22 protein-coding genes are annotated in these 19,900 nt (G+C 52.2%); 10 read left to right on the top strand and 12 right to left on the bottom strand.

All coding sequences use genetic code 11. The features are described 5' to 3' along the window. Positions 1–77 precede the first annotated feature (77 nt). From KGP26_RS04985 to KGP26_RS04940, 10 genes are all read right to left on the bottom strand, one after another. Positions 78–899, bottom strand: coding sequence for a hypothetical protein (locus KGP26_RS04985; RefSeq protein ID WP_223665101.1), 822 nt, complete (start codon positions 897–899; stop codon positions 78–80). Between the two features lie 52 nt (positions 900–951). Beyond that, positions 952–1,497 (bottom strand): fimbrial protein, encoded by a 546-nt coding sequence (locus tag KGP26_RS04980; protein WP_223665100.1) that lies wholly within the window; start codon positions 1,495–1,497, stop codon positions 952–954. A gap of 10 nt (positions 1,498–1,507) precedes the next feature. Further along, a complete protein-coding gene (locus tag KGP26_RS04975) occupies positions 1,508–1,993 on the bottom strand; it encodes a fimbrial protein (RefSeq protein ID WP_218519850.1) in 486 nt (161 codons plus the stop codon). Between the two features lie 10 nt (positions 1,994–2,003). Then, positions 2,004–2,492, bottom strand: a complete 489-nt coding sequence (locus tag KGP26_RS04970; protein WP_218519851.1) for a fimbrial protein — start codon at positions 2,490–2,492, stop codon at positions 2,004–2,006. Continuing rightward, positions 2,489–3,025, bottom strand: a complete 537-nt coding sequence (locus KGP26_RS04965) for a fimbrial protein (protein WP_218519852.1) — start codon at positions 3,023–3,025, stop codon at positions 2,489–2,491. The genes KGP26_RS04970 and KGP26_RS04965 overlap by 4 nt, the downstream gene beginning before the upstream one ends. Continuing rightward, positions 3,018–3,182, bottom strand: coding sequence for a hypothetical protein (locus KGP26_RS04960; protein ID WP_181817579.1), 165 nt, complete (start codon positions 3,180–3,182; stop codon positions 3,018–3,020). The genes KGP26_RS04965 and KGP26_RS04960 overlap by 8 nt, the downstream gene beginning before the upstream one ends. Before the next feature lie 190 nt (positions 3,183–3,372). Next, the gene (locus KGP26_RS04955) at positions 3,373–4,134 is read right to left on the bottom strand and encodes a fimbria/pilus periplasmic chaperone (protein ID WP_115160378.1); all 762 of its coding nucleotides are present in this window, start codon (positions 4,132–4,134) and stop codon (positions 3,373–3,375) included. Between the two features lie 100 nt (positions 4,135–4,234). Continuing rightward, positions 4,235–6,745, bottom strand: a complete 2,511-nt coding sequence (locus KGP26_RS04950; RefSeq protein ID WP_223665099.1) for an outer membrane usher protein — start codon at positions 6,743–6,745, stop codon at positions 4,235–4,237. A gap of 13 nt (positions 6,746–6,758) precedes the next feature. After that, positions 6,759–7,301 carry a fimbrial protein gene (locus KGP26_RS04945; protein ID WP_223665098.1) on the bottom strand — a complete coding sequence of 181 codons (543 nt, stop codon included), beginning with the start codon at positions 7,299–7,301 and terminating at the stop codon, positions 6,759–6,761. 71 nt (positions 7,302–7,372) lie between these two features. Next, positions 7,373–7,915, bottom strand: a complete 543-nt coding sequence (locus KGP26_RS04940; protein WP_094982092.1) for a fimbrial protein — start codon at positions 7,913–7,915, stop codon at positions 7,373–7,375. Between the two features lie 533 nt (positions 7,916–8,448). Between KGP26_RS04940 and KGP26_RS04935 the strand changes: the two genes are divergently transcribed. Both KGP26_RS04935 and KGP26_RS04930 read left to right on the top strand, forming a co-directional pair. Next, positions 8,449–9,231, top strand: coding sequence for a winged helix-turn-helix domain-containing protein (locus tag KGP26_RS04935; RefSeq protein ID WP_094982093.1), 783 nt, complete (start codon positions 8,449–8,451; stop codon positions 9,229–9,231). Further along, positions 9,215–9,709, top strand: a complete 495-nt coding sequence (locus KGP26_RS04930) for a hypothetical protein (RefSeq protein WP_094982094.1) — start codon at positions 9,215–9,217, stop codon at positions 9,707–9,709. The genes KGP26_RS04935 and KGP26_RS04930 overlap by 17 nt, the downstream gene beginning before the upstream one ends. A 103-nt stretch (positions 9,710–9,812) precedes the next feature. Here the strand turns inward: KGP26_RS04930 and KGP26_RS04925 are convergent, their stop codons facing one another. Next, positions 9,813–10,385 (bottom strand): helix-turn-helix transcriptional regulator, encoded by a 573-nt coding sequence (locus KGP26_RS04925; protein WP_223665097.1) that lies wholly within the window; start codon positions 10,383–10,385, stop codon positions 9,813–9,815. A 409-nt stretch (positions 10,386–10,794) separates the two neighbouring features. Further along, on the bottom strand, positions 10,795–11,415 hold the full coding sequence (locus tag KGP26_RS04920; protein ID WP_094982096.1) for a LuxR C-terminal-related transcriptional regulator: 621 nt from the start codon (positions 11,413–11,415) through the stop codon (positions 10,795–10,797). Between the two features lie 588 nt (positions 11,416–12,003). On the opposite strand from KGP26_RS04920, the gene KGP26_RS04915 reads away from it, so the two are divergent. The 8 genes from KGP26_RS04915 to KGP26_RS04880 all read left to right on the top strand — a co-directional run bounded on the left by KGP26_RS04915 (position 12,004) and on the right by KGP26_RS04880 (position 19,898). Beyond that, positions 12,004–12,150, top strand: a complete 147-nt coding sequence (locus KGP26_RS04915) for a LuxR C-terminal-related transcriptional regulator (RefSeq protein WP_223500879.1) — start codon at positions 12,004–12,006, stop codon at positions 12,148–12,150. Between the two features lie 619 nt (positions 12,151–12,769). After that, complete coding sequence (locus tag KGP26_RS04910) at positions 12,770–13,321, top strand: fimbrial protein (RefSeq protein WP_094982098.1); 552 nt, start codon at positions 12,770–12,772, stop codon at positions 13,319–13,321. A gap of 59 nt (positions 13,322–13,380) precedes the next feature. Then, entirely contained in the window at positions 13,381–14,097 is a 717-nt protein-coding gene (locus KGP26_RS04905) for a molecular chaperone (protein ID WP_094982099.1), read from the top strand. Continuing rightward, complete coding sequence (locus tag KGP26_RS04900; protein WP_094982100.1) at positions 14,072–14,638, top strand: fimbrial protein; 567 nt, start codon at positions 14,072–14,074, stop codon at positions 14,636–14,638. Before KGP26_RS04905 ends, KGP26_RS04900 begins: the two co-directional genes overlap by 26 nt. A 7-nt stretch (positions 14,639–14,645) precedes the next feature. After that, the gene (locus KGP26_RS04895) at positions 14,646–15,365 is read left to right on the top strand and encodes a molecular chaperone (RefSeq protein WP_094982101.1); all 720 of its coding nucleotides are present in this window, start codon (positions 14,646–14,648) and stop codon (positions 15,363–15,365) included. Continuing rightward, on the top strand, positions 15,362–16,126 hold the full coding sequence (locus KGP26_RS04890) for a molecular chaperone (protein WP_094982102.1): 765 nt from the start codon (positions 15,362–15,364) through the stop codon (positions 16,124–16,126). Before KGP26_RS04895 ends, KGP26_RS04890 begins: the two co-directional genes overlap by 4 nt. Positions 16,127–16,141: 15 nt before the next feature. Beyond that, positions 16,142–18,745, top strand: a complete 2,604-nt coding sequence (locus KGP26_RS04885) for a fimbria/pilus outer membrane usher protein (RefSeq protein WP_223665096.1) — start codon at positions 16,142–16,144, stop codon at positions 18,743–18,745. Positions 18,746–18,779: 34 nt separating this feature from the next. Further along, positions 18,780–19,898, top strand: a complete 1,119-nt coding sequence (locus KGP26_RS04880; RefSeq protein WP_223498908.1) for a hypothetical protein — start codon at positions 18,780–18,782, stop codon at positions 19,896–19,898. Positions 19,899–19,900 lie beyond the last annotated feature (2 nt).

The raw sequence follows: 19,900 nt of genomic DNA, 5'->3' as shown, positions 1-19,900 counted from the left end.
AATGGCTAAAACAGAAAACCGTAGGAAAGTATCTCTTTCCTACGGTGATAATATCGCCGTGGTTTGGTACGGCTTATCTACAGCACATCTACCACAACAACCGCAGACCCGCTGAACGCGCCAGCCTTGACGGTACCCCCTGTGGGGGCGAGAGTCGATGCAATCTGCACATCTGCCGAACCATTAATGGTGATTGGCGGCGGGAATTTTGAGCCGTTGATGGTAATAGTCGATTGTATTCCATTGTAGAAATTGACAGTGTTATCCGATAGAGCGGGGACAGTTATCACAACCTTAGCGGGAGTCGGGCAGGTTATCTTCGCCGTAAGGCTGGCGGTATTCCCAACAAAGGCAGTGCTGTCCACCAGGCCATGGTCGAGCACTGTTGGCCCGGTTATATCGCACCCGGTGGTGAAGGGTTTGAGAACAGTGTTTACGCACGACGTTGTCAGCCTCGCATTAGTGCTGTTAGGACCTTCATAGACAACACAGGTGCGAGTATTTCCTGTGTTCGCATTAACCCTGCTAGCTTTGCCCTTCCAGCTCCCACCTGTTCCGAGCCCGGTTCTCTTCATTAGTTCCGTTTGGAAATCCGACCAATAATAGTAATTCTTTGCATAGGTGGAAGTATAATAACTAAAGGCGCAGTAGGTATCAGTGGCATAGGCATTCCATCCAACATTATTCTTGGTCACACACACGTTAAAGAACGAGGTCGTGCCCGGGCGGATGTTTGTTGTATCATATTGTTCGACACCGTCGGTATAGGTGAAGAACAGCTCTTGTGTTGCCTGGTCGAATTGGGCACTGGTGATGATGAACGCAGCAAAGCTGGACGGACTGGCCATCAGGCAGAGTAAAGCAATTAGCGATTGTATTCGTTTCATGATGTTGTACATATTTATCAGATCTCGATTTCAGGAAAGGGCCGTTATGTGGCGGCACGACTTGCTACTGGTACTCCAGCGCGAAGGTCGCCGTGGCCGTAAATGCCCCCTCGACTATCCCTTGGTTGGCCTTGGCCGCAGGTTCTGCTTGCACATAGGCCTGCAAAGCAATCGTCATGTTGCCCTGCGTCAGTGGCGTGGTGGAGCTTTGGACATTGAGTGGTAACGCCTGGCCAGCCCCCGTTTCCATCCCCACTGCCACTCCACGGGCCACGCTGGCAGCATCCAGCGCCAACAACCCTGGCAATGCCGTGCTCTCGGTGCCCATAAACGTCAGCTTCACTCCCGTTGCCACCGCCATATCACAGTCATCCAGATGCAGCGAGAACGTCTGGCTGGGGGTGCGCGTATTGGTGTACAGGAACTTGTTAACCAGCGTGCCAAAATTCAGCTCTATGGCCTCGTCACCCGGGCGCAGGGTACAGGGCGCATTCACCAGCGCGCCTCTGAATTCCATGTTCTCAACTGCCTGAACCGAGGTGCAGAATAAAAGCGGGCAGGTTGACAGTAGTGCCAGACCGATCCGTGGTAACGCTTGCCATTGCTTCATCAAACGGCTCCTATTGGTATTCGGCCAGCAGCGTGGCGCGTGCGGTAAATGCTCCCGGGCTCGGTGGCTGCGCTGGATCGGCCACTGGTACCGCCATCATTGGCGGGGGGGATTGCGTTGTAACTTGGCTGGCAAACGAGTTCAGATAAAACGGATTGTCATTTCCCAGCGACATATGAATGCCCAATCCCGCGATGCTGCTCTGAATGGCTGCATCATCAAAACGGGTTGCCGTGCCCTGAATGCTCATCCGAACTGACCCTGCGGCGCTGCAATCAATCTGGTAAGGTACCGGCTTGCGGTAACGTACCCCGTCGAGATTACGGATCACCAGGTTGTCGCCAAAATCCACTTCGATCGGGTCACCGTTATTGATAGTACAGGGCAGCGCTTCCACCAGGCCGCCCTGAAAGTTCACCTGCACCGCTTGCGTTGGCTGCACCAGTGCAGCCATCATGCCCAGCAACATTGCCAAGAAAACTGTTTTAGCCGTCATTATTCATCTCTCACTGATAGTCCACCAACAGCGTGGTAACCGCGGTAAAGGCCCCTCCACTCAAAGTGCTGCCCGTGGCCTTAACCGGAACTGCCGTCAGTGCAGGACGAGCCGGATTGGTAAAATTCAGCCAGGTGTTCATCGGCAATTTGACGCCGTCACTGCGCAACTCGAGGCCCAGATTGGTTTTGCTGGTACCTAGCACGCTGGCATCAAAACCTGCCCCTCCGCCCTGAAATTGCAGTTTCAGCGTTGCGGAGGTCGCGCCAGTGCAGTCCAGCGTATAAGTGATGGGCTGTTCGTAATTCACCCCATTTATCCGCCCGGCCAGCATATCGTTGCCAAACACCACCGAAATATCGCTGTTGCTGTTAATCACGCAAGGCGGTGGTACCACCAGGGTGCCGGTGAACTTGACGTCCACGGCCTGCGCCGATAAAGCGCTACTCAGAACGATCGTCAGGGCCAGAACAGGCCATACCGCTGTTAGCTGTTTCATAACACCTCCACCAGCAGCGTTGCCGTGCTGTTGAATACTCCACCCGGCAGAATGGCCCCCGGCCGTTTCACCGGCACGGCACTGATGGCAGGCGGCGTGGCCGAATAGCCGAAGGTAAACCATTCACCCAGCGCTAACGCACTGCTGTCCGGTTTCAACAGCTTGATCCCCAGATCCGTAAAGTTGGTTGCCAACACGCCAGGATCAAAGCCGCTGACCGATCCCTGGAACCGCAGACGCAAGCTGGAAGCGCTGCCGGTACAGCTAAGGGAAAACGGCACCGGCGTGGCATAGTTGTTGCCATCAATGCTGGTGGTCTGCAAGGCACTGCCAAAGTTCACGTCAATCGCGGTGTTACCATTCACTATGCAAGCAGGTCCCGCCATCACGATCCCCTTGATGGTGAGCGCAAGCTGGTTGCTGGCCTGTGCCACAGACAGACACAACACCAGGCTCCCCACCATACCGAGAGCCGTACGCCAAAGGCTACTGAGAGCAGAACGGCCCTTAAGCCGATAAACCAGCCTATTCATAGCTCAGCCTGAAGTTGATATGGGCCAGATATGCGCCAGCTTGTAGCGGCGCCCCGGTACGCTCCGGCGCGATATAGTAGGTCAGTACGTTGTTGCCAGGTGTCAGCAACTGCGGCTGTCCGGCCAACCCCCGGCACGACGTCGCGGCGGGAGTCATCCGTCAGACGCAACCCCATAGCAGCCTGCGCCACGGGAGAAAGCAAGGCAGCCAGTGCCAGTCCGCTCAGGACGGAGCACTTTGCCGTCTTGCCGGGCAGTCTTCTCTTTTCCATGATTGTTTTCCTTGTTCTTCCTTCACGGTTCATACCCGCCAGGCACCGCCCATCACCACCACTGATGCCGGGTGATTATTTATCGCGCTTGCTTTCATCCACCTGGCAGTTGCTGCCACTGCATTTGAAAGTCAGCGTCGGTTGACCGCCGTAGTCATTGACATACACCAGCACCGGGCTCGCCCCTAACGCCGCCGCACTGCCGCCCAGCTTGATGCTACCCTTTGGCGGTACCATTACCGGTTCAAAACCTTTCACCACATCGCCTTCTTTCTTGACGCTGGCACCAATCAACGTCACAAAATACGGCGTTGGGTTGTTGACGGTGTATTGGTCACCCTTTTTGCTCAGCGTCAGTTGCTCCTGATACGGCGTCGCCTGTTGCTTGGCCGCCGCTTCGGCCAGTGCTGCCGGGCGATAGAACATCTTGATGCGCGTCTGCAGCGCTATCTGCAATACGTTCGATTTGTCGCTTTTCGGCGGGATTTCCCGCAGGTTGAAGAAGAACAGCGATTCGCGATCCTGTGGCAACATGTTGGCTCCCGGCGTTGCCTGGATTTTTACCTGGGTCTGCCCCTTGGGTTCAACACGCTGTACCGGTGGCAGCACAGTAAACGCACTGTTTCCTTCCAGCTTGGCGCCGTGAGCGTCTTCCAGCCAGCCCTGAGCCAGATAGGGCAGTTCCGGGTTCTGGTTACGCACGGTCAGACTCACCGACTTTTCATTCCCTGGGAATACCACGCGGGTCCGATCCAGCGAAATGGCCGCCTGTGCAGACGGAGCCAATGTGACTATCGCGACGCCTGCCAACAGGCTCATCACAAAATATCTTTTCATCATCATTCCTATACTCTTCCTATCGGACGACATCTCGGCAGGCGCAAAAGCCTGCGGACAATGACGCCCTTTACTGTTCATCGGGTTTAATTCGCTGCCGTTATCCGTTTACACAAGGCAGCAGCAGGTTGGCGGTCATCCCCACCGGTATTTCCTTCGGCAGCGTAATGCGGCACTGTTCGGCACTGTTCCAGTGCACCGTCATGGTCTCACCCGGCTTGATACCGCTGAGATAGACGTTGCCTGCATCGTTCACCATGCCGGTTTCCTGTTGCTTGGCGTTCAGTACCGTGGCTCCGAAAGGCGGCACCGAACCATCGGCCAGGCGTATTACCGCCATCGCCTTCTCGCCCGCTACGACTTCAAAGTGACGATAGCCAATGGCCCCTTCGGTCAGCGTGCCTTGCAGCACCGAGCCGGTGGCCTGGGCGTTATCCGCCAGTTTGTCTACGTCGATACGTACGCTGCTGCGGTAATAACTGTTCACATCTGCCACTACCGCTTTACCGAAGATATTGGAGTTAACCGTGTTGCCATAACCGCCCACCGGCACTCCTGCTACACCATCGGTATCAACCAGCATCCGCGTCCCGCCCATGATCGATGTACGATGTAAAGCGCCGCCTTCACCCGTCAGGGTAGCTCCGCCCGACATCGACACCCCTGCCGAGCTATACTGCCCGGAGCGGTAACTGGCCATGCCATTCACCTGTGCCAGGGTGCCACGGTGTGAGTAATAGCCGCTGAAATCAGCATCGCTATTTGCCATCCCAGCCCGGACCGTATAGTTGTCGGTATCACCAACCCGATCGGAATAGTTGACCGAGTTGGTATTGTCTCCCGCAGCATAAGACCCGTTATAACCCAGCATGCCGCTGCTTCCCCACGGCATGGACAGCGACAGATACATGCCGTCATCCTTGGTGTTGCTGAAATTGTTGCGATAAGCCGTCAGCGACAGGTTGATGTTACGAAAGCGGCCAATATCAAAATAGCGCGCCAGCGTCATGTCATAGCGGTCACTGGTAGCCTGGTTCCAATAGGTCTGGTGGTTGTAGTTAAGGTACCCACTCATCGCCAGCGACTCGAACTGCTGGCTGAAGGACAGGGTGTACATCTCCTTGCTACGCCCTAGGCTTATCCCATTGGCGTTATCCTTGGCACTCAAGTAGTCCGCCATCGACATAAAACCGCTGTCGGAGAAGCGGTAGCCGGCAAAGGTGACCTGGCTGCCGGTATCATCAAAGCGCTTCGAGTAGCTCAGGCGGTAAGACCCCCCCTGTTGAGTACCTTGATCCGGTAACCGAGCCCGGGACTGAGTCACGTCCGCAGACAAGGCTCCAAAGGCCATCAAATCACGCCCCATCCCCAGTGACAGGGCCGAATATCCATCCCCTCCCAGCCCGCCGCCGTACAGCGACCAACCGTTACTCACGCCCCAGGAGAACTCCCCCGTGGCAAACATCGGCCCATTGACCTTATGTTGCCAATCAGATGGACGGCCCATCGCCAGCTTGAAGCGCACCTGTCCTGGCCGGGTCAGATACGGAATGGTGGCGGTATCAACCTTGAAGTTCTGTACGCTGCCGTCAGCCTCTTCAACCCGCACATTCAATGAACCAGAGACCGCGCTATCCAGATCCTGAATACGGAATGGTCCAGAGGCGACCAGGACTTCCTTGATCACCCTCCCCTGCTGGCTGATCACGACCTTGGCGTTGCCGCGTGCCACACCGGTCACTTCTGGTGCATAGCCACGCAAATTCGGCGGTAACATGTTGTCATCCGAGACCAGGCTGCCCCCGGTGAAACGGAAGCTGTCAAAGATGTCGGAATTGAGGAAATCCTCCCCCAACGTCAGCTTGGCGCGCCACGGTACAATCGCCCGGTAGGCGGTATACTGTGTCCAGTCAAAACTGCGGGTATTCTCTTTTGCCGAATCGCTCTGATGGTCGATCCTGGTCTGCCAGCTAGCCCGTAGCCGCCAAGCTCCCAGGTTCGCCCCTGCCACTCCGTTGCCGCTGAGGTTGTAATTCTGGGTGTCGTTCTGGTTCTGCCGCTGAACTTGAGTATTCAGGTTGTAATCCAGCAAAATGCCAGGGATCCCCTCTTCCCAGCGCGAAGGCGGATCCCAGTTCGCACCGCTATATTCCAGATAAACCTGCGGGATGCTGAGGTACAGCGTGTTGGTACCGAGATCGGGACGGGCCTGAAGCCCATCCAGGCTAGCCAGATCCAGACACTCGCCTTGATGCCACCAGGTCAAACCAGCCAATGCGGCCTTGGTCAGACCCAACTGGTGCACCATCTCTTTGCTCAGACAGACCTGGCTGCCTTTCGGATCGTCGTCCGGCGCCAAGAAGGTTACCGGGCGTGCCGGTTGCACCTGGTTATTCAAGCTCAAAGCAAGATCATAAGTACCCGGCAGGATAAAGCCCTGGTGCGAAAACTGGCCTAAATCAATGTTGTCACGATCCTTGAGATCCAGGACATCCGTGTTGAACTGGATATCTTTTGCCTGGGCCACGCTCACTGCGCCGAGCAATACGCTGCTGCCCAAGCTGGCCTGATACAAGATGGCAAGCAGGGAGCGGGAAAAATAACGCGCCATGAAGAAAGTCCCTTCAGTAATAATCCATTCTGAACCGTATTGCCGTACGGTAATCCCCTGCCCGCAACGTCTGTTGATTATCAGGTGTAATGCGGTTGCCTCTCTCCTGGCAACATGGAGCTGGCCTCAAAGCATCACCCGGTGCTGCTACCTCGCCTTTGGCATCACGTATCATCAACACCACGCCGCGTGCCTCTCCGCTCATGTCGAAATGACCGTGTTCGTCGTCGCCATCAAAGGTCACCTGAAAGCGCTGCCAATAGGGAACTGTCGCGTCAATACGGACCAGAACGCAATTCACCAGGCGTATGGAGAACTCTTTTTCTGGCCCGTGCCCCTCCCGGATCAGTTGGCTGACCGGGAGGGTGTCCATTACCAGACTCTGGTCATGGTCCCCGACTTCAATCGCACAAGGCGTCTCTACAATGGCGCCTTCCATGCTGACGCGCCCCTGCCCCAGCACATCAGCGGAAAATGCACACCCGGAAAACGCCAGGGCACAACACATCAGCAGGGAAGGCACCACACAAGGTGAAGCGTCATAAGTCCATTTCATTAACAGCTCTATGGGGCGCAAAAAAACCTGCGGCAGAGCCGCCGCAGGTTGTTCAACACTACGCAACAGACTTACTGATAAGACAGTACGAAGTTGGTTGGAACCTGGAAGCTACCTGGTTTGATCACGGCATCTTCGCCGCCACCTTTCAAAGCAGCAGTGAAGGTCAGGGAGTTGTTGGTACCATTAACCAAAGTTCGAGCTGCGGTAGGGGTGTTCAGAGCCACTTTGGCACCGTCAGCCTGAGACATCAGAATATAAGCACCTTCAGCAGTACCGATCAGACCCAGACTGGTAGCATCATATGAAGAAGCCGTGCCGGTGAAGGTCACAGAGACTTTATCTTTGGTGCCTGCAGTAGCAATGACGCAATCTTTCAGCTCAATGCTGAAAGCTTGTGGCGTAGAAACACCGGTATTATTGTTAGCTGCCAGAACAACGTTAGACACGGCACCCAATGGGATAACTTGATCCAGTGAACCTGCAGCGATAGAGCAAGGTGCATCAGTAATAGAGCCGGTAAAGGTGATCTTGCCTTCGCCTTGGTTAGCTGCGTAAGCCGTGCTAGCCACCAGGGAAGCGCCAATGATCATTGCAATTGCTTTAACTTTCATGAAATCCGTTCCTATGATTTATATATTAACTAAAATATTAGGCGAATTGTGAAATACACTTTTACGCCTTTTATCACTACCCAACAATAATGCCGTTGCTTAGGATTGGCGCTATAATAACGCCAGAGAAAAATACTTATATAGGACATTCCTCTTTGTTTTCTCTTACTGTCTTATAAAAAAAAACGCCTTAATAACGAATCCATTAAGCACATGAATATACTAATAAAAATAAAAAAACAGTATTTTAATTAATCTTTTTTTTGCTAAAAAATAGGCAAAAAAAGCCTATGCAGGGTATTGTTATCAACACTTTCTGCACGAAATACATTAGATAAACGTTTTTTAACATTCGCGCAACCACTCGTCGCGAGCTAAGCGTTTTCCCCTCTTATGCATACCGTGATGCCACAAGCAGGAGACCGTGTCAGCTATAATTTAAAATTGTGAGACTGCGACACTGTACTGTAGCCTAACAGCAGAGTAGGCTGGTTTAATCAGGTGGAGTCAGATCTTAACCTGCAGGGGGAGACATGGTTTTTACGATTTTTAACATGATTGCGTTCAGAAGCTCAGACGGGGCGATGTGGAACATTGCGCAGCCCGATAGACGGGTCTCCTTCACTACCATTCCTGCCCGGCTCTTTACCTACCTGTTGGAAAACGCCGATAAAATGGTAAGCCGTGAAGAATTACTCAATAATATCTGGAATAAATATGGTCTGGAACCGTCGAGTAACTCGGTCAATCAGTATATTTCGCTGATCCGTAAGTCATTGAGTGAGTTAGGTTGTGAGGAAGAGATCATTAAAACTATTCCTCGCGTCGGGTTTTATATCTCCGGGAAATTGGTATCTTACAATCAGGAAACACCGCCGAGCGTTGAAACCACGAGCACCAAAGCTCAACCTGCAATAAAGCAATCAAGGCTACTCAGAGGTTATAAACCCGCGTTGCTCGCGATCAGCTTGATCATCTCAACCTTATTGGTCCTACAACCTTTCCGTTTCGCTACTGATCATCTGGATTACCGTTTCCCAAAATCTACTTTGTATAAAATTGGCAATATAGCAACCTGTCCTCTCTATACGCTTAGCGCTAGCTCGCCTGACATTGCTGCACGCAAGGAAAAACTCGCCGCAGAGCTGGCTGCTGCGCATGTTCCGTGCGCCAACAATGAGGTGTTTATTTTTCACTCTGGTGAACACTATGCCTACCAACAATCCGGCAGAGCCTTCATAATCCGTTGTACCAATAGTGATCATACCCTGTCTCATTTCTCTGACTGTAAGGGCGTCTATGCTTTCGCTAAATAATCACTCAGGCAAGTTCATCGGGGTGGTTGCTCTCGCCTTGGTCGCCGTAGCTTTGCTCTTCAACCTCCTGATGCACAAATTTTTCATTACTGAGAAAGGCCCCAAAGTGAGCTGTGCCGCCTTTTTCCTGGTACAAAGCGACTTACAAACTCGGGGCGTCATGAGTTTGCATATTGATGGTGTAAGCCATGGGAGGATGCATATTTCCGCAACGGTCAGGGATAGCGCTGGCGCAGTAAAGTATAATCTTCTGCGTAACGTCAATTTTGACTATCGCTATGAAGGTAATGGCCACCTCGCCTTGCAGCTGGTGGATGTCAATAAAAATGCCAGCGATACTATGCCGAATGAGCTGTTTAACCAGTCCATTTTTGATTTTTCGGTGAAAGCCAGACAATTGAGGATCACCGAAGTCGGTGATGGCTATTTGTTGTGGAATGACTTTTCGCCAGTCATGATGTGCATACACAATCCATAACAGGCCAATTTATAGCTAAGCTATAAAGCGCTCTCTCTAGCCATTCGGTGAATGCGGTGGCTGAAGGATAACATCCAACGCCATCGCACGAGTATGTCGTGGTTTATTGCACATGAGTATTACCGAACTTAAGCATATAAAGTTCATTGAAGTTTCTTGCTCCATGCCGTTTTACCGCCTTGACCTTATAGCCACTGACCGTTTTTATCGAAAGGTGCAGCATATTGGCTATTTGTGATTGCGAGTAACCCTCCACTAAAAGCTTTAATACTCGGTTCTCTTTCTGCGACGACTTCAGTACCTCCCCCCAAATATCACCAAAGAGATTATCCGCTACTGTCCTGGGTTGCGTTGAATCCATAGTTTTGACCAGATTTTTCAGATCGGCATAGGCAATTTTTTTATCGACCACAAAGTCGGATAAATGCTTAACCATCGCAGAACACTCTTTACCTTTGGAAAGCAGCGTGATCACATAAATTGTTTTGCCTTCCTTTTTCAGACCATAAATCTGTTTTATGGTGTTGTATATATCGTTTGAGTCCCCGTCAATAAAAGCGACGTAACTTTCATTATGACGTAAGTTTGAGTTTTGCTCAGTACTTAAGGACTCGACTATTGAATCGAAGGCAATCTTATTAAAATGGCAAGGGTAATTCGTGTCAAATATAAACATGGGTAACTTCCTGCAAAATAATATGTAGATTTGGTGAAGTACCAGGTCTAAGGCTATCCAAGATAACCTTGTTCATTGTGAATCGACGTCAGAGGCCTAACCCCTTAAGGGTTTTTCTGATCTCTACCTGGTACCTAACTTATCGTGACTACTCAGGATTGACATTGCGGCCTGCCAGGCCTAAACCCGGCAAACTGCGCCTTGCATCAATCTGAGCCTTAATTTACATGAAAAGTTACCACGGAGTTATTTATAACTAAAAACACACTATTTATAGGTTTAAATTCTTGCTTTTAAGTTTTTTTAACAATAAAAAGGGATTTAACACTATAGAGGCAGCGGTGGTATTCAGCAACAACTCACCCTGTTGCTTAACCTCACCGCCAAGGATGCTGTCTATTGGATGATATCAATCATGATTGCTTAGCTTTAACATGTAGAGCTCGTTGAAGTTTCTTGCCCCATGTCTTTTTATCGCCTTAACCTTATAACTGCTGATGGTTTTTATCGATAAGTTTAACATTTTGGCTATTTTGTATTGGCTGTGGCCATCCAGCAACAGCTTCAACACCAGATACTCCTTATGAGAAGACTTCAAGATATCCCCCCAGATATCGCCAAAAACATTATCTGCTAACGCCTTGGGTTTTGCCGTAACCATGGTTCTGATCAGCCGTTGCAGATCGTCATAGGTGATTTTTTTATCCACTACATAATCAGATAAATGCCTGATCACTGAGGAGCAATCTTTATCTTTTGACAGCAATGTGACCATATAAACAACTTCGCTGTTCTTGCGTAACTCGTAAACCGACTTGACGACGCTGTAGATATTAGCCGAATCCCCATCAACAAAAGCGATTGAACCCTCGCCATAACGCAAGGCAGGGGTTAGATCACACCTTAAGGAATCGATGATCGATTTAAAGGTTATTTTACTTAGCGAACAGGAATAATCCGAGTCTATTAGAATCATTGGAATACTTACCTCCTGGTAAAAATAATCCATCCATATTGGAACGCGCAGCATTCAGGTGCACCAATGACTGGCAACCCAATATCGTCTTTAATGTATATCCAGGTTCTAATACCATAGGCAGAGCAAACCAAAATTAATTTTTGGCTCTTTGATTTATGTAAACAACTCTCTCACCACCTGGATAAAGTTATGACATTCCTTTACACCCAGCCTTATCAGTATATTCTTATAAAATTATTATCGTCAATCGATTTTATTGCTTACAATAACCATTAGATATCATGAGAAATATTCCCCATATTTTATAATCGCTTATGGATGAATTTATTCAAGCATGCAACCAATTATAAGACAAAAAGAAAAAACAAAGAGAAAACTCCCATTTAAATCCGTTATGAACGGCAATACAATAAAGCATGACATTCAATACAACCCAGCAAATTAATTTTCAATCAGAATGTCTAACCCAATCAATGCGTATTTTTACGCTTTGATTTTTAGGCAATTGAAGCCCTACTCGACAAAGCCTTATTCCTGCAGGAAGTAGAGCGCTCCACGGTAGGGAAAAGCGGATGTTCCTCATTACTGACGCTCAAGGAACTGAAGTGCTGAAGTATCTGGCCATAGGAATGAGCGGGCGTGGCACCGCAGGGCATCAAGGACAAGACTGTCAATGGCCATAAGCGCAATGCCATGCGCAAACTGTGCGTCAAGACTAACCAGGAGTTGTACCGGTGGATGGAACTGCGTGACTCCTCTCATCTGGTAGGCCTGTCTTTGATCTGATTCCGCAAGAGTCTCGAGCTGCTCATCCAGACTTAGGATCGCCGAGAGTTGCCCCCCCCTAGGTGAACGCAAAACCACTTTTTTTATTCTATGAACGTAATAGCGACATAATTATTTTTAGACTATCAATCCGCAACATAATTAAATTGGTCTGCACCCACTTAATTTAGATAATTTCCATAATTTTTTATTATCTATAGCCTACAAATGCCTTTCCCTCACCTACTCCATAAAAAACACCCAAAAAAAAGACATAAAAACCAAGTAAATATTAATATAAGAATAAAAACCTATGAAAACCTAAAGTAACAAAATTAAAAACTAATATTTTCACATAAAAAATCCATAAATTAAATAATAAACCTTATAAATCAATGCATTAAATTTAAACCATGCACCACCCTTACATTTTGACAACCATGACGTATTTTGAAATTATTAAAAGCGAAATACAGAGGGAGCCCCCTTCGGAAGTAAATATCGCCTACCTAGCGTAGTAAATGAATAAAAAACCCGTTAACAGATAGACATCCAGTTATTTCTGAGCAGAGATAACTGTAAGTCTAGCAAGCATCAACTCGTTTTTAATAAGCCATCTCAATCTAAAGGAATAGCACTCATGCGTAAATCAATTTTCACTCTGGCTCCGGCTGCATTGGTTTTACTGGCCGTAGCGGGCAACGCTCAAGCGGCAACTAACGCCCAATTAACCGTAACGGCCAACGTGGTTGCTGCCACCTGTGACGTTTCACTGTCTACCAACAGCCTGGATCTGGGTAACTTTTCACCCAAGCAATTTACCGGCGTTCTGACCCCGATCGCGTCCAGCCAGAAACAGTTCACCGTGGGTCTGAACAACTGTGAGGCCCCTGTTGCCGCTGCTGATACCGCTAACCTGGTCGTCAGCGGCCAAACGCTGGCTGCCAACTCAAACGTCTTCAACTCCACCGGCACCAACACCGGTATCATGCTGAGCGAAGTTAGCAAGCCAAACGTCTATATCAAGGCAGGTGACAAACTCCTGATCGCAACCGCAGGCGCAACGCCAGCCGCTGGCGATTTTAATGCCAAAACGCTGAGCCTGCAGGTGGGCCTGGCCTCCACCAGCGCGGACAAAACCAACATTGGCTCCGTCAAGGCACCGATCCTGTTTGCTTTCTCCTATAACTGATTTACCTCTAGGCAGGCGGCTTCGGCTGCCTGCTTTTTTTTCCTACCAAGGGGCAATAAATGACGCGCATAACGCTATTTTTTCCCGTCCTGATGGCGCTGCTGTGCAGTTCGTCCGCCGTAGTGGCGGAGGGATTTGGTATTAATGCCACCCGGCTTATCTACCCGCAGGGAGCAGGCAGCATTGCCGTTACGCTGCGCAACACTCAGCCCGCCTTGCCTTATCTGGTACAGGCTGCGGTAAGCCTGACCCCAGATAGTCGTGACGCCGCTCCATTTACGGTCACACCACCGGTTTTTCGGCTGGAAGCCAAGAGCGAGAGTCAGGTCCGCATTACCGGTAATGACGCATCCTTGCCCAAAGATCGCGAGTCGGTATTCTATTTCCAGGCCATGGCGATCCCAGCCGCAACCGAGCCGACCGCCAGCCAACAGAGCGCCAACGTGAGTGCCACCGCCCAATTTGGCGTCGGCAACATCATCAAGCTGTTTTATCGCCCTACAGAGCTACCAGCAGATTCGGGTTCAGCACAGAAAAACCTGCGCTTCACCCGCGTCAATAGCGGGCTGCGGGTCAGTAACCCCTCCCCCTATTTTGTCAGCCTGGCCAGCCTGACCTTTGCCGGGCAACGGCTCAAGTTGGATACGCCGGACGCGCTGATGATTGCGCCATTCGGTTCCCATATCTATCCCACCACGGCGAAAAGTGGGGCCATTGACTGGCAGACCATTAACGATCAGGGAGGCGTTGATGCGTTTAAACAGGCTCTGCCTTAAGAAGGTATCCCTCATCTCACTCGCTATGGTTACCGGATTAACCAGCAGCACGGCCCCCGCCGTGACGCTGAACTTTTCCGCAACGATCATGCCAGGCACCTGTTCCCTAAGCCTGGATAAAAGCGTACTGCCGCTGGATGAGATGTCGCAGGCGCGCTTGCGTAGCGGTGCCCTGATCAACTCACAGCCGTTTACCCTCAAGGCTGGCAACTGTGACGGTGTCGCCACTGCTGGCCTACAGCCGATGATTACGGTCAGCGGTGAGGGCGTGACCCAAGATGGCAAATGGCTGTTTCGCAGCAGCGACTCCAGTGCCGGTGGGAGCGGGGTGATGTTGGTACAAAGTGCCAACATGCCCAATTACAACAGTACCGAGGTCAAACCTACCGATACTTTCCCCTTGGCGGCCATGGGGCAGATACCGGTCGGTAAAGACCTCCCCTTTTTTGCTGGTATCAGCTGCGGTGGTAGTACCGGCTGCGCGACGGTGAAACCGGGGAAGGTTATCGCCCGTATCACCTTTACATTCGCCTACCGCTGAGGTTGCCATGTCATCTGCCTGCTATTCATCTATCGCACTGTTGCTGTTGCTCTTTACCGGACCGATGGCAATAGCCGACGGCGGTATCAGCTTAAATCAGACCCGGGTGGTGTTTTCCGCAGCGGACAGGGCACAAACCGTCACGGTGAATAATAGCGGCACACAAAAATTTCTGATCCAAAGCCGTATCCAACGCGCACTCGACGACCAGGCTCCAACGCCATTTATTGTCACGCCGCCGCTGTTGCAGCTCGGCCCTGAGCGCAAACAATTACTGCGCATCCTCAAACAGGATCAGGCATTGCCCACGGATCGGGAGTCGCTGTTTTACCTTTCGGTATTGGCGATCCCCGCACAGAAACAGTCGGCACTAGCAGAGGCGCACTTATCGATGGGGTTTCGCTTTGCCATCAAACTGTTTTACCGCCCTGAGGGCCTCAACATCGCCCCGAGGGACGCCAGTTGCCAACTGCGATTGACGCCTACGGCAGCAGGGGTGCGCATTGACAACCCGACCCCCTATTTTCTCACGTTTGCTTCACTGAAGTTCGATGGTCAGCTTATCGATCTGGACACCCAGCCAGCGATGATTGCCCCGATGAGCGCACAGGTGTACCCCGGCAACCCGTCGGCCAGGCAAGCCGTTTGGCAAACCATTACCGACTTCGGCGGCTTATCTGCACCATGCCTGCAGGCCCTGCCATCACCAAAGGACCCACCCGCATGAAACACCTTGGCCAAGCGATATTGCTGCTGTGCAGCCTGCCGTTTTTGACCGCTCCCCAGGCGGCAGAGCCCGACTCCACGGGGATCTCATTTTATGTTCTGCGGGTGATTTATCCCGAAAGCGCCAAGCAAGGCGTCAGTTTGGCGGTAGACAACAAAAGCGCAGCCGCCTATTTGATGCAGTCCCGGGTGCGCCCGGTCGATAGCCAGACCGGCGATGTCGATTTGAGCGAGGGCGAGCAAGCGAAAATGCCGTTTATTGTCACGCCACCGCTGGCGCGCTTAGAGGCCAAGAGTGAACTGACACTGCGTATCCGGCGCAATGGAGAACCCTTGCCGACAGATCGCGAGTCGGTATTTTTTATCTCCATGAAAGCGATCCCCGCGCAGGTGCAAAACGTTCAACCACAGCCGGTAGGCCAGATGGCGGTGACGGTAGTCAGCAATATGAAATTGTTCTACCGCCCTAAGGGATTGGCTAAACGCGCCGTGGCCGACGTGGCCTGCCAACTGCGTTTTCACCGCGCGGGAAAAGAGTTGATTGCCGATAACCCCACTCCCTATTGGCTCACCTTTTCGCGGCTGAAATCGGACCGCGTCTCGCTGGATAAACCCGCGTTACGTTTGATGGTGCCGCCGAAAGGACAACAACGCTATCCCGCCCCTACCGGGACCAGCGGCCATGTCGAGTGGCAACTTATTGATGAGGATGGTTGGAATACTCCCGTTTGTCAGCAGGACTTGCCCCCATTGGATGTTTAAGGACGCGCTAAAATCATGGATAGAACATCAATAAAAAACAGGCCCGGCACTCGAGGTCTTTCACCTTCTTTGGCCGGAGCCCTGCTGCTGGCCGGTGCCGTACCTGCCTGGGGCCGAGACTATTTCGATCCCGGCCTGTTGGCGCTAGGTGGCAACCAGTTGGCTACATCCGATCTGACCGTGTTTGAATCCTCCGGCCAGACCCCTGAAGGGCGCTATCTGGTGACGCTGTGGATGAATCAGTCGGAACAAGGGCAATACAGTCTGATATTCAAAAAAGATGCCCAGGGCCAGGTGCTACCGCAGCTGACTCCGGCATTCCTCCACCAGCTTGGCGTCAATACTCAGGCACTTCCCAGCTTTAGCGGCTTGCCGCCTGAGACTCCCATCGCCAGCCTGGGAAAGCTCATTCCTGAATCGCAGCTACGCTTCGATTTGGCCCAATTGCGTCTGGACATCAGTATTCCGCAGGTCGCCATGCAGCAACATGCCCGGGACTACGTCGACCCTGAACAATGGGACGAGGGTGTCCCCGCATTGTTGTTGAATTATAGCCTGAACGGGAGCCGCAACTGGCAACGCGCACAGTCCGGCATGGGCAAAAGCGAGCAGAGCAATCTGTTCGCCAACCTGCTTGGCGGGATCAACTACCAAGGGTGGCGCCTGCGCAGCACCATGACCTATACCCAAAATGAAAGCCGTGTGGGAGGTTCTTCAAGCCGTTATCAGCGCAGCCAATTCTCCGATACCTATTTACAACACGATATCCGTGCATGGCGCTCCGAGATCCTGGCGGGTGAAAGCAGCAGCGGAAATGACGTGTTCGACAGCATTCCCTTCCGGGGCGTCAAACTGAATTCCAGCGAAGATATGCTGCCCAATAGCCTGCGCGGCTTTGCTCCGGTGATCACCGGCATTGCCCAAAGCAACGCACGGGTAACGGTGAGCCAGAACGGCAACATTGTCTATCAAACTTATGTCGCTCCTGGCCCGTTTCGTATCAACGATCTGTACCAGAGCAGCCAAGGTGGCGATCTGACGGTCACCATCACCGAGGCAGACGGTTCAGTACGCAGCCAAACCCTGGCCTTCTCGTCATTACCGGTGATGCAACGCCCTGGCGCACTGAAGTATGAACTCACCAGCGGGCGCTATAACGGAGGGATCACCCAAGCCTCCCGAGAAGCGACTTTCGGGTTGGGCACCTTAATGTATGGCCTACCCTATAACGTCACTCTGTACGGAGGTGCGCTGGTTGCCACCGATTATCACTCCCTGGTGGCAGGCTCTGGCCTGTCGTTGGGTGACTTCGGCGCCATCTCGGCAGACGTCACCACCTCGGATGCCCGGTTAGCAGGGCAAAACCAACGCCACCAAGGGGCTTCATATCGGTTGCGTTATGCCAAAAGCCTGCTCAGCACCGGGACCTCGGTAGATCTCGCGGCCTACCGCTACTCCACTCGCAACTATTACACCTTCGCCGACTTTAACAACCTGGGCTTTGAGCTCAACGCAGGGCAGGTGCCCTGGGCGTTGACACGCCAACGCTCCAATTTCCAACTGCGTATCAGCCAGCAGTTGGATTCTTGGGGGGCCCTGTACCTATCGGCCTCACGCAACGATTACTGGGGGAACAGCCGAGTGAACAACACCGTTTCCGTTGGTTACAACGGCAGTTATCGTGGTGTCAGCTACGGCGTTGCCTATGGGATTGACCGCATCAAGGGCGACGGCAGCTGGCCAGAGAACCGCCAGCTATCGATGTCGGTGCAGGTCCCCTTCCGCCTGTTTGGCAGTGCGGCTGCCAATAGCCAAAGCTATGCCAGCTACCAGGTAACCCATAACAATCAAGGCCAGATACAACAACAGGCGGGCATCAGTGGCAACGCCATGGACGATCGCCTCTCCTACAACCTGATGCAGGGCTGGTCGAACGATAATGGTAGTGATAACAGCAACTTGAATATGGGCTATCGGGGGAGTAAAGGCCAGGCCAATCTGGGCTACAGCTACAGCAACCAGTTCCGCTCACTCAACCTCAGCGGCAACGGCAGCCTGCTGCTGCACCCGGAAGGCGTGACGCTAGGGTCCATGCTCGGCAATTCGGTGGCGGTGGTCAGCGCGCCAGGCGCTGGCGGCGTTGAGGTGCTCAACGGCAACATTCGCACCGACAGCCGCGGTTACGCGCTGGTGCCGTATCTGGCGAACTACCAGAACAACAGCATCAGTCTGAACCCCACTACCCTGCCGGAGGATGTGGATATGGCGCAATCAAGCCTTAACGTCTCCCCAACCAGAGGGGCCGTCGTCATGGCGAGATTTGACACCCGAGTGGGTTACCAGGCGCTGGTGACGCTGCTACGGGGGAATACCAGCCTGCCATTCGGCACGGTGATTACGGTGGCGGATACTCCGGCAGGAAAAAACAATACCGGTATCGTTGGAGATTCGGGCCAAGTGTATCTGAGCGGGCTACCGGAACAGGGCACACTGACGGCGAAATGGGGGCACGCTGACCATCAGCAGTGCCGTGCCAGTTTCAACCTGAGCGGCATTGCCGCTCCCTCTGCAAGCAACCCGATCCGCCAACTGACGGCACGTTGTGAAACAGGCCGATAACCATGCACAAACCAATCCACAAGGACAAGTGACAGTGAAAGATACCGCCGGCATACCAAGACATACGCTAAACCGCCGCTACCAAGCCTCCTGCATACTGCTGTTAGCCTACCTGGGCCAACCAGCCGCACTGGCGGAAACCATTACTATTGGCAAAGGTACAGGCATTTTGTGGGAAGGCCTGCCGTTTAATGTCACCTTAAGTGGCACGATAGGGAGACAAGACCTTACTCCTAAGTATGCGCTATTGGCGATCTCTTCACACTCCAATATGTGCCAACCCAATGATGAATTGTCGTCCATCGCGGGTTATCAAGCACTCAAACTAGCGCCAGGCGTGGGGCTCATTCCCAGAGGCTTCGGTAATGCAACCTTTGCCCGGTATTCTTCCCTCAAGGAAGATTCGCTATCCGGTACGCTGGGGCTACCAGAAACCAAAGGGGGGAACAGCGACGGGAGTCAAGTAATCGCACCTAATACTTTTAGCTGGTGCCTGCCGCCATCAATGAAATACCAAAACAATTACTATAACCCTAACTATATTCGAAAAGCCACAATATCAGGCACCTGGGTACTGGTTGCCGATGGTCAGCAGAAGACTACTGAAATAACCGTCCCGGTGATGTATGCCGGCAGTTTCTCATCGGTGTCGATTGGGGACCTATCGGCCTCTATCCTCCCGAGCAATATCCAGCTGCGCATATCCACGCTTGAGTGTACGGTCAATACTCCCACTTCAATCACCTTTGGTGGCGTGATGGAAAACCTGCAGGCCGGGGCCGAACTGGGCGTGCAATCCTACCCACTGATCACCAACTGTGGGCAAAGTTCAGACCTGATCGATGCCAATATCAACCTGCAGTTCCGGCCATTGACCGGCCTGTATCAATCAGCCCCGAGCCGTTTGGCCCTGCGCGAGGGCGGGGGCTATATCACCGGTGAGATTGATAACGGCGTGACCGGCAGCGGAAGCTGTATCGCCACCAGCGGACTGAAGTTCGATAATCGCCAGCTAAAAATCGGCCGTATCACCAAGGCGCAAACCAGCCTGAGTATCAGCAATCAGGTGACCTGGCGCTTGTGTTCCGGCGGCAAAGATCTGCCACTCGGTGACGTTAGTGCCGCCGCCGAAATGCTGGTGACGTTTAATTAGCA

Source organism: Serratia sp. JSRIV002 (assembly GCF_019968725.1).
GTDB lineage: Bacteria > Pseudomonadota > Gammaproteobacteria > Enterobacterales > Enterobacteriaceae > Chania > Chania fonticola_B.
This window is presented reverse-complemented; position numbering and strand designations above follow the sequence as displayed.

Coding starts and splice junctions, on each gene's coding strand:
- KGP26_RS04985 (WP_223665101.1), bottom strand. CDS start 899: ATGTACAACATCATGAAACGAATACAATCGCTAATTGCTTTACTCTGC.
- KGP26_RS04980 (WP_223665100.1), bottom strand. CDS start 1,497: ATGAAGCAATGGCAAGCGTTACCACGGATCGGTCTGGCACTACTGTCA.
- KGP26_RS04975 (WP_218519850.1), bottom strand. CDS start 1,993: ATGACGGCTAAAACAGTTTTCTTGGCAATGTTGCTGGGCATGATGGCT.
- KGP26_RS04970 (WP_218519851.1), bottom strand. CDS start 2,492: ATGAAACAGCTAACAGCGGTATGGCCTGTTCTGGCCCTGACGATCGTT.
- KGP26_RS04965 (WP_218519852.1), bottom strand. CDS start 3,025: ATGAATAGGCTGGTTTATCGGCTTAAGGGCCGTTCTGCTCTCAGTAGC.
- KGP26_RS04960 (WP_181817579.1), bottom strand. CDS start 3,182: ATGACTCCCGCCGCGACGTCGTGCCGGGGGTTGGCCGGACAGCCGCAG.
- KGP26_RS04955 (WP_115160378.1), bottom strand. CDS start 4,134: ATGAAAAGATATTTTGTGATGAGCCTGTTGGCAGGCGTCGCGATAGTC.
- KGP26_RS04950 (WP_223665099.1), bottom strand. CDS start 6,745: ATGGCGCGTTATTTTTCCCGCTCCCTGCTTGCCATCTTGTATCAGGCC.
- KGP26_RS04945 (WP_223665098.1), bottom strand. CDS start 7,301: ATGAAATGGACTTATGACGCTTCACCTTGTGTGGTGCCTTCCCTGCTG.
- KGP26_RS04940 (WP_094982092.1), bottom strand. CDS start 7,915: ATGAAAGTTAAAGCAATTGCAATGATCATTGGCGCTTCCCTGGTGGCT.
- KGP26_RS04935 (WP_094982093.1), top strand. CDS start 8,449: ATGGTTTTTACGATTTTTAACATGATTGCGTTCAGAAGCTCAGACGGG.
- KGP26_RS04930 (WP_094982094.1), top strand. CDS start 9,215: ATGCTTTCGCTAAATAATCACTCAGGCAAGTTCATCGGGGTGGTTGCT.
- KGP26_RS04925 (WP_223665097.1), bottom strand. CDS start 10,385: ATGTTTATATTTGACACGAATTACCCTTGCCATTTTAATAAGATTGCC.
- KGP26_RS04920 (WP_094982096.1), bottom strand. CDS start 11,415: ATGCTGCGCGTTCCAATATGGATGGATTATTTTTACCAGGAGGTAAGT.
- KGP26_RS04910 (WP_094982098.1), top strand. CDS start 12,770: ATGCGTAAATCAATTTTCACTCTGGCTCCGGCTGCATTGGTTTTACTG.
- KGP26_RS04905 (WP_094982099.1), top strand. CDS start 13,381: ATGACGCGCATAACGCTATTTTTTCCCGTCCTGATGGCGCTGCTGTGC.
- KGP26_RS04900 (WP_094982100.1), top strand. CDS start 14,072: ATGCGTTTAAACAGGCTCTGCCTTAAGAAGGTATCCCTCATCTCACTC.
- KGP26_RS04895 (WP_094982101.1), top strand. CDS start 14,646: ATGTCATCTGCCTGCTATTCATCTATCGCACTGTTGCTGTTGCTCTTT.
- KGP26_RS04890 (WP_094982102.1), top strand. CDS start 15,362: ATGAAACACCTTGGCCAAGCGATATTGCTGCTGTGCAGCCTGCCGTTT.
- KGP26_RS04885 (WP_223665096.1), top strand. CDS start 16,142: ATGGATAGAACATCAATAAAAAACAGGCCCGGCACTCGAGGTCTTTCA.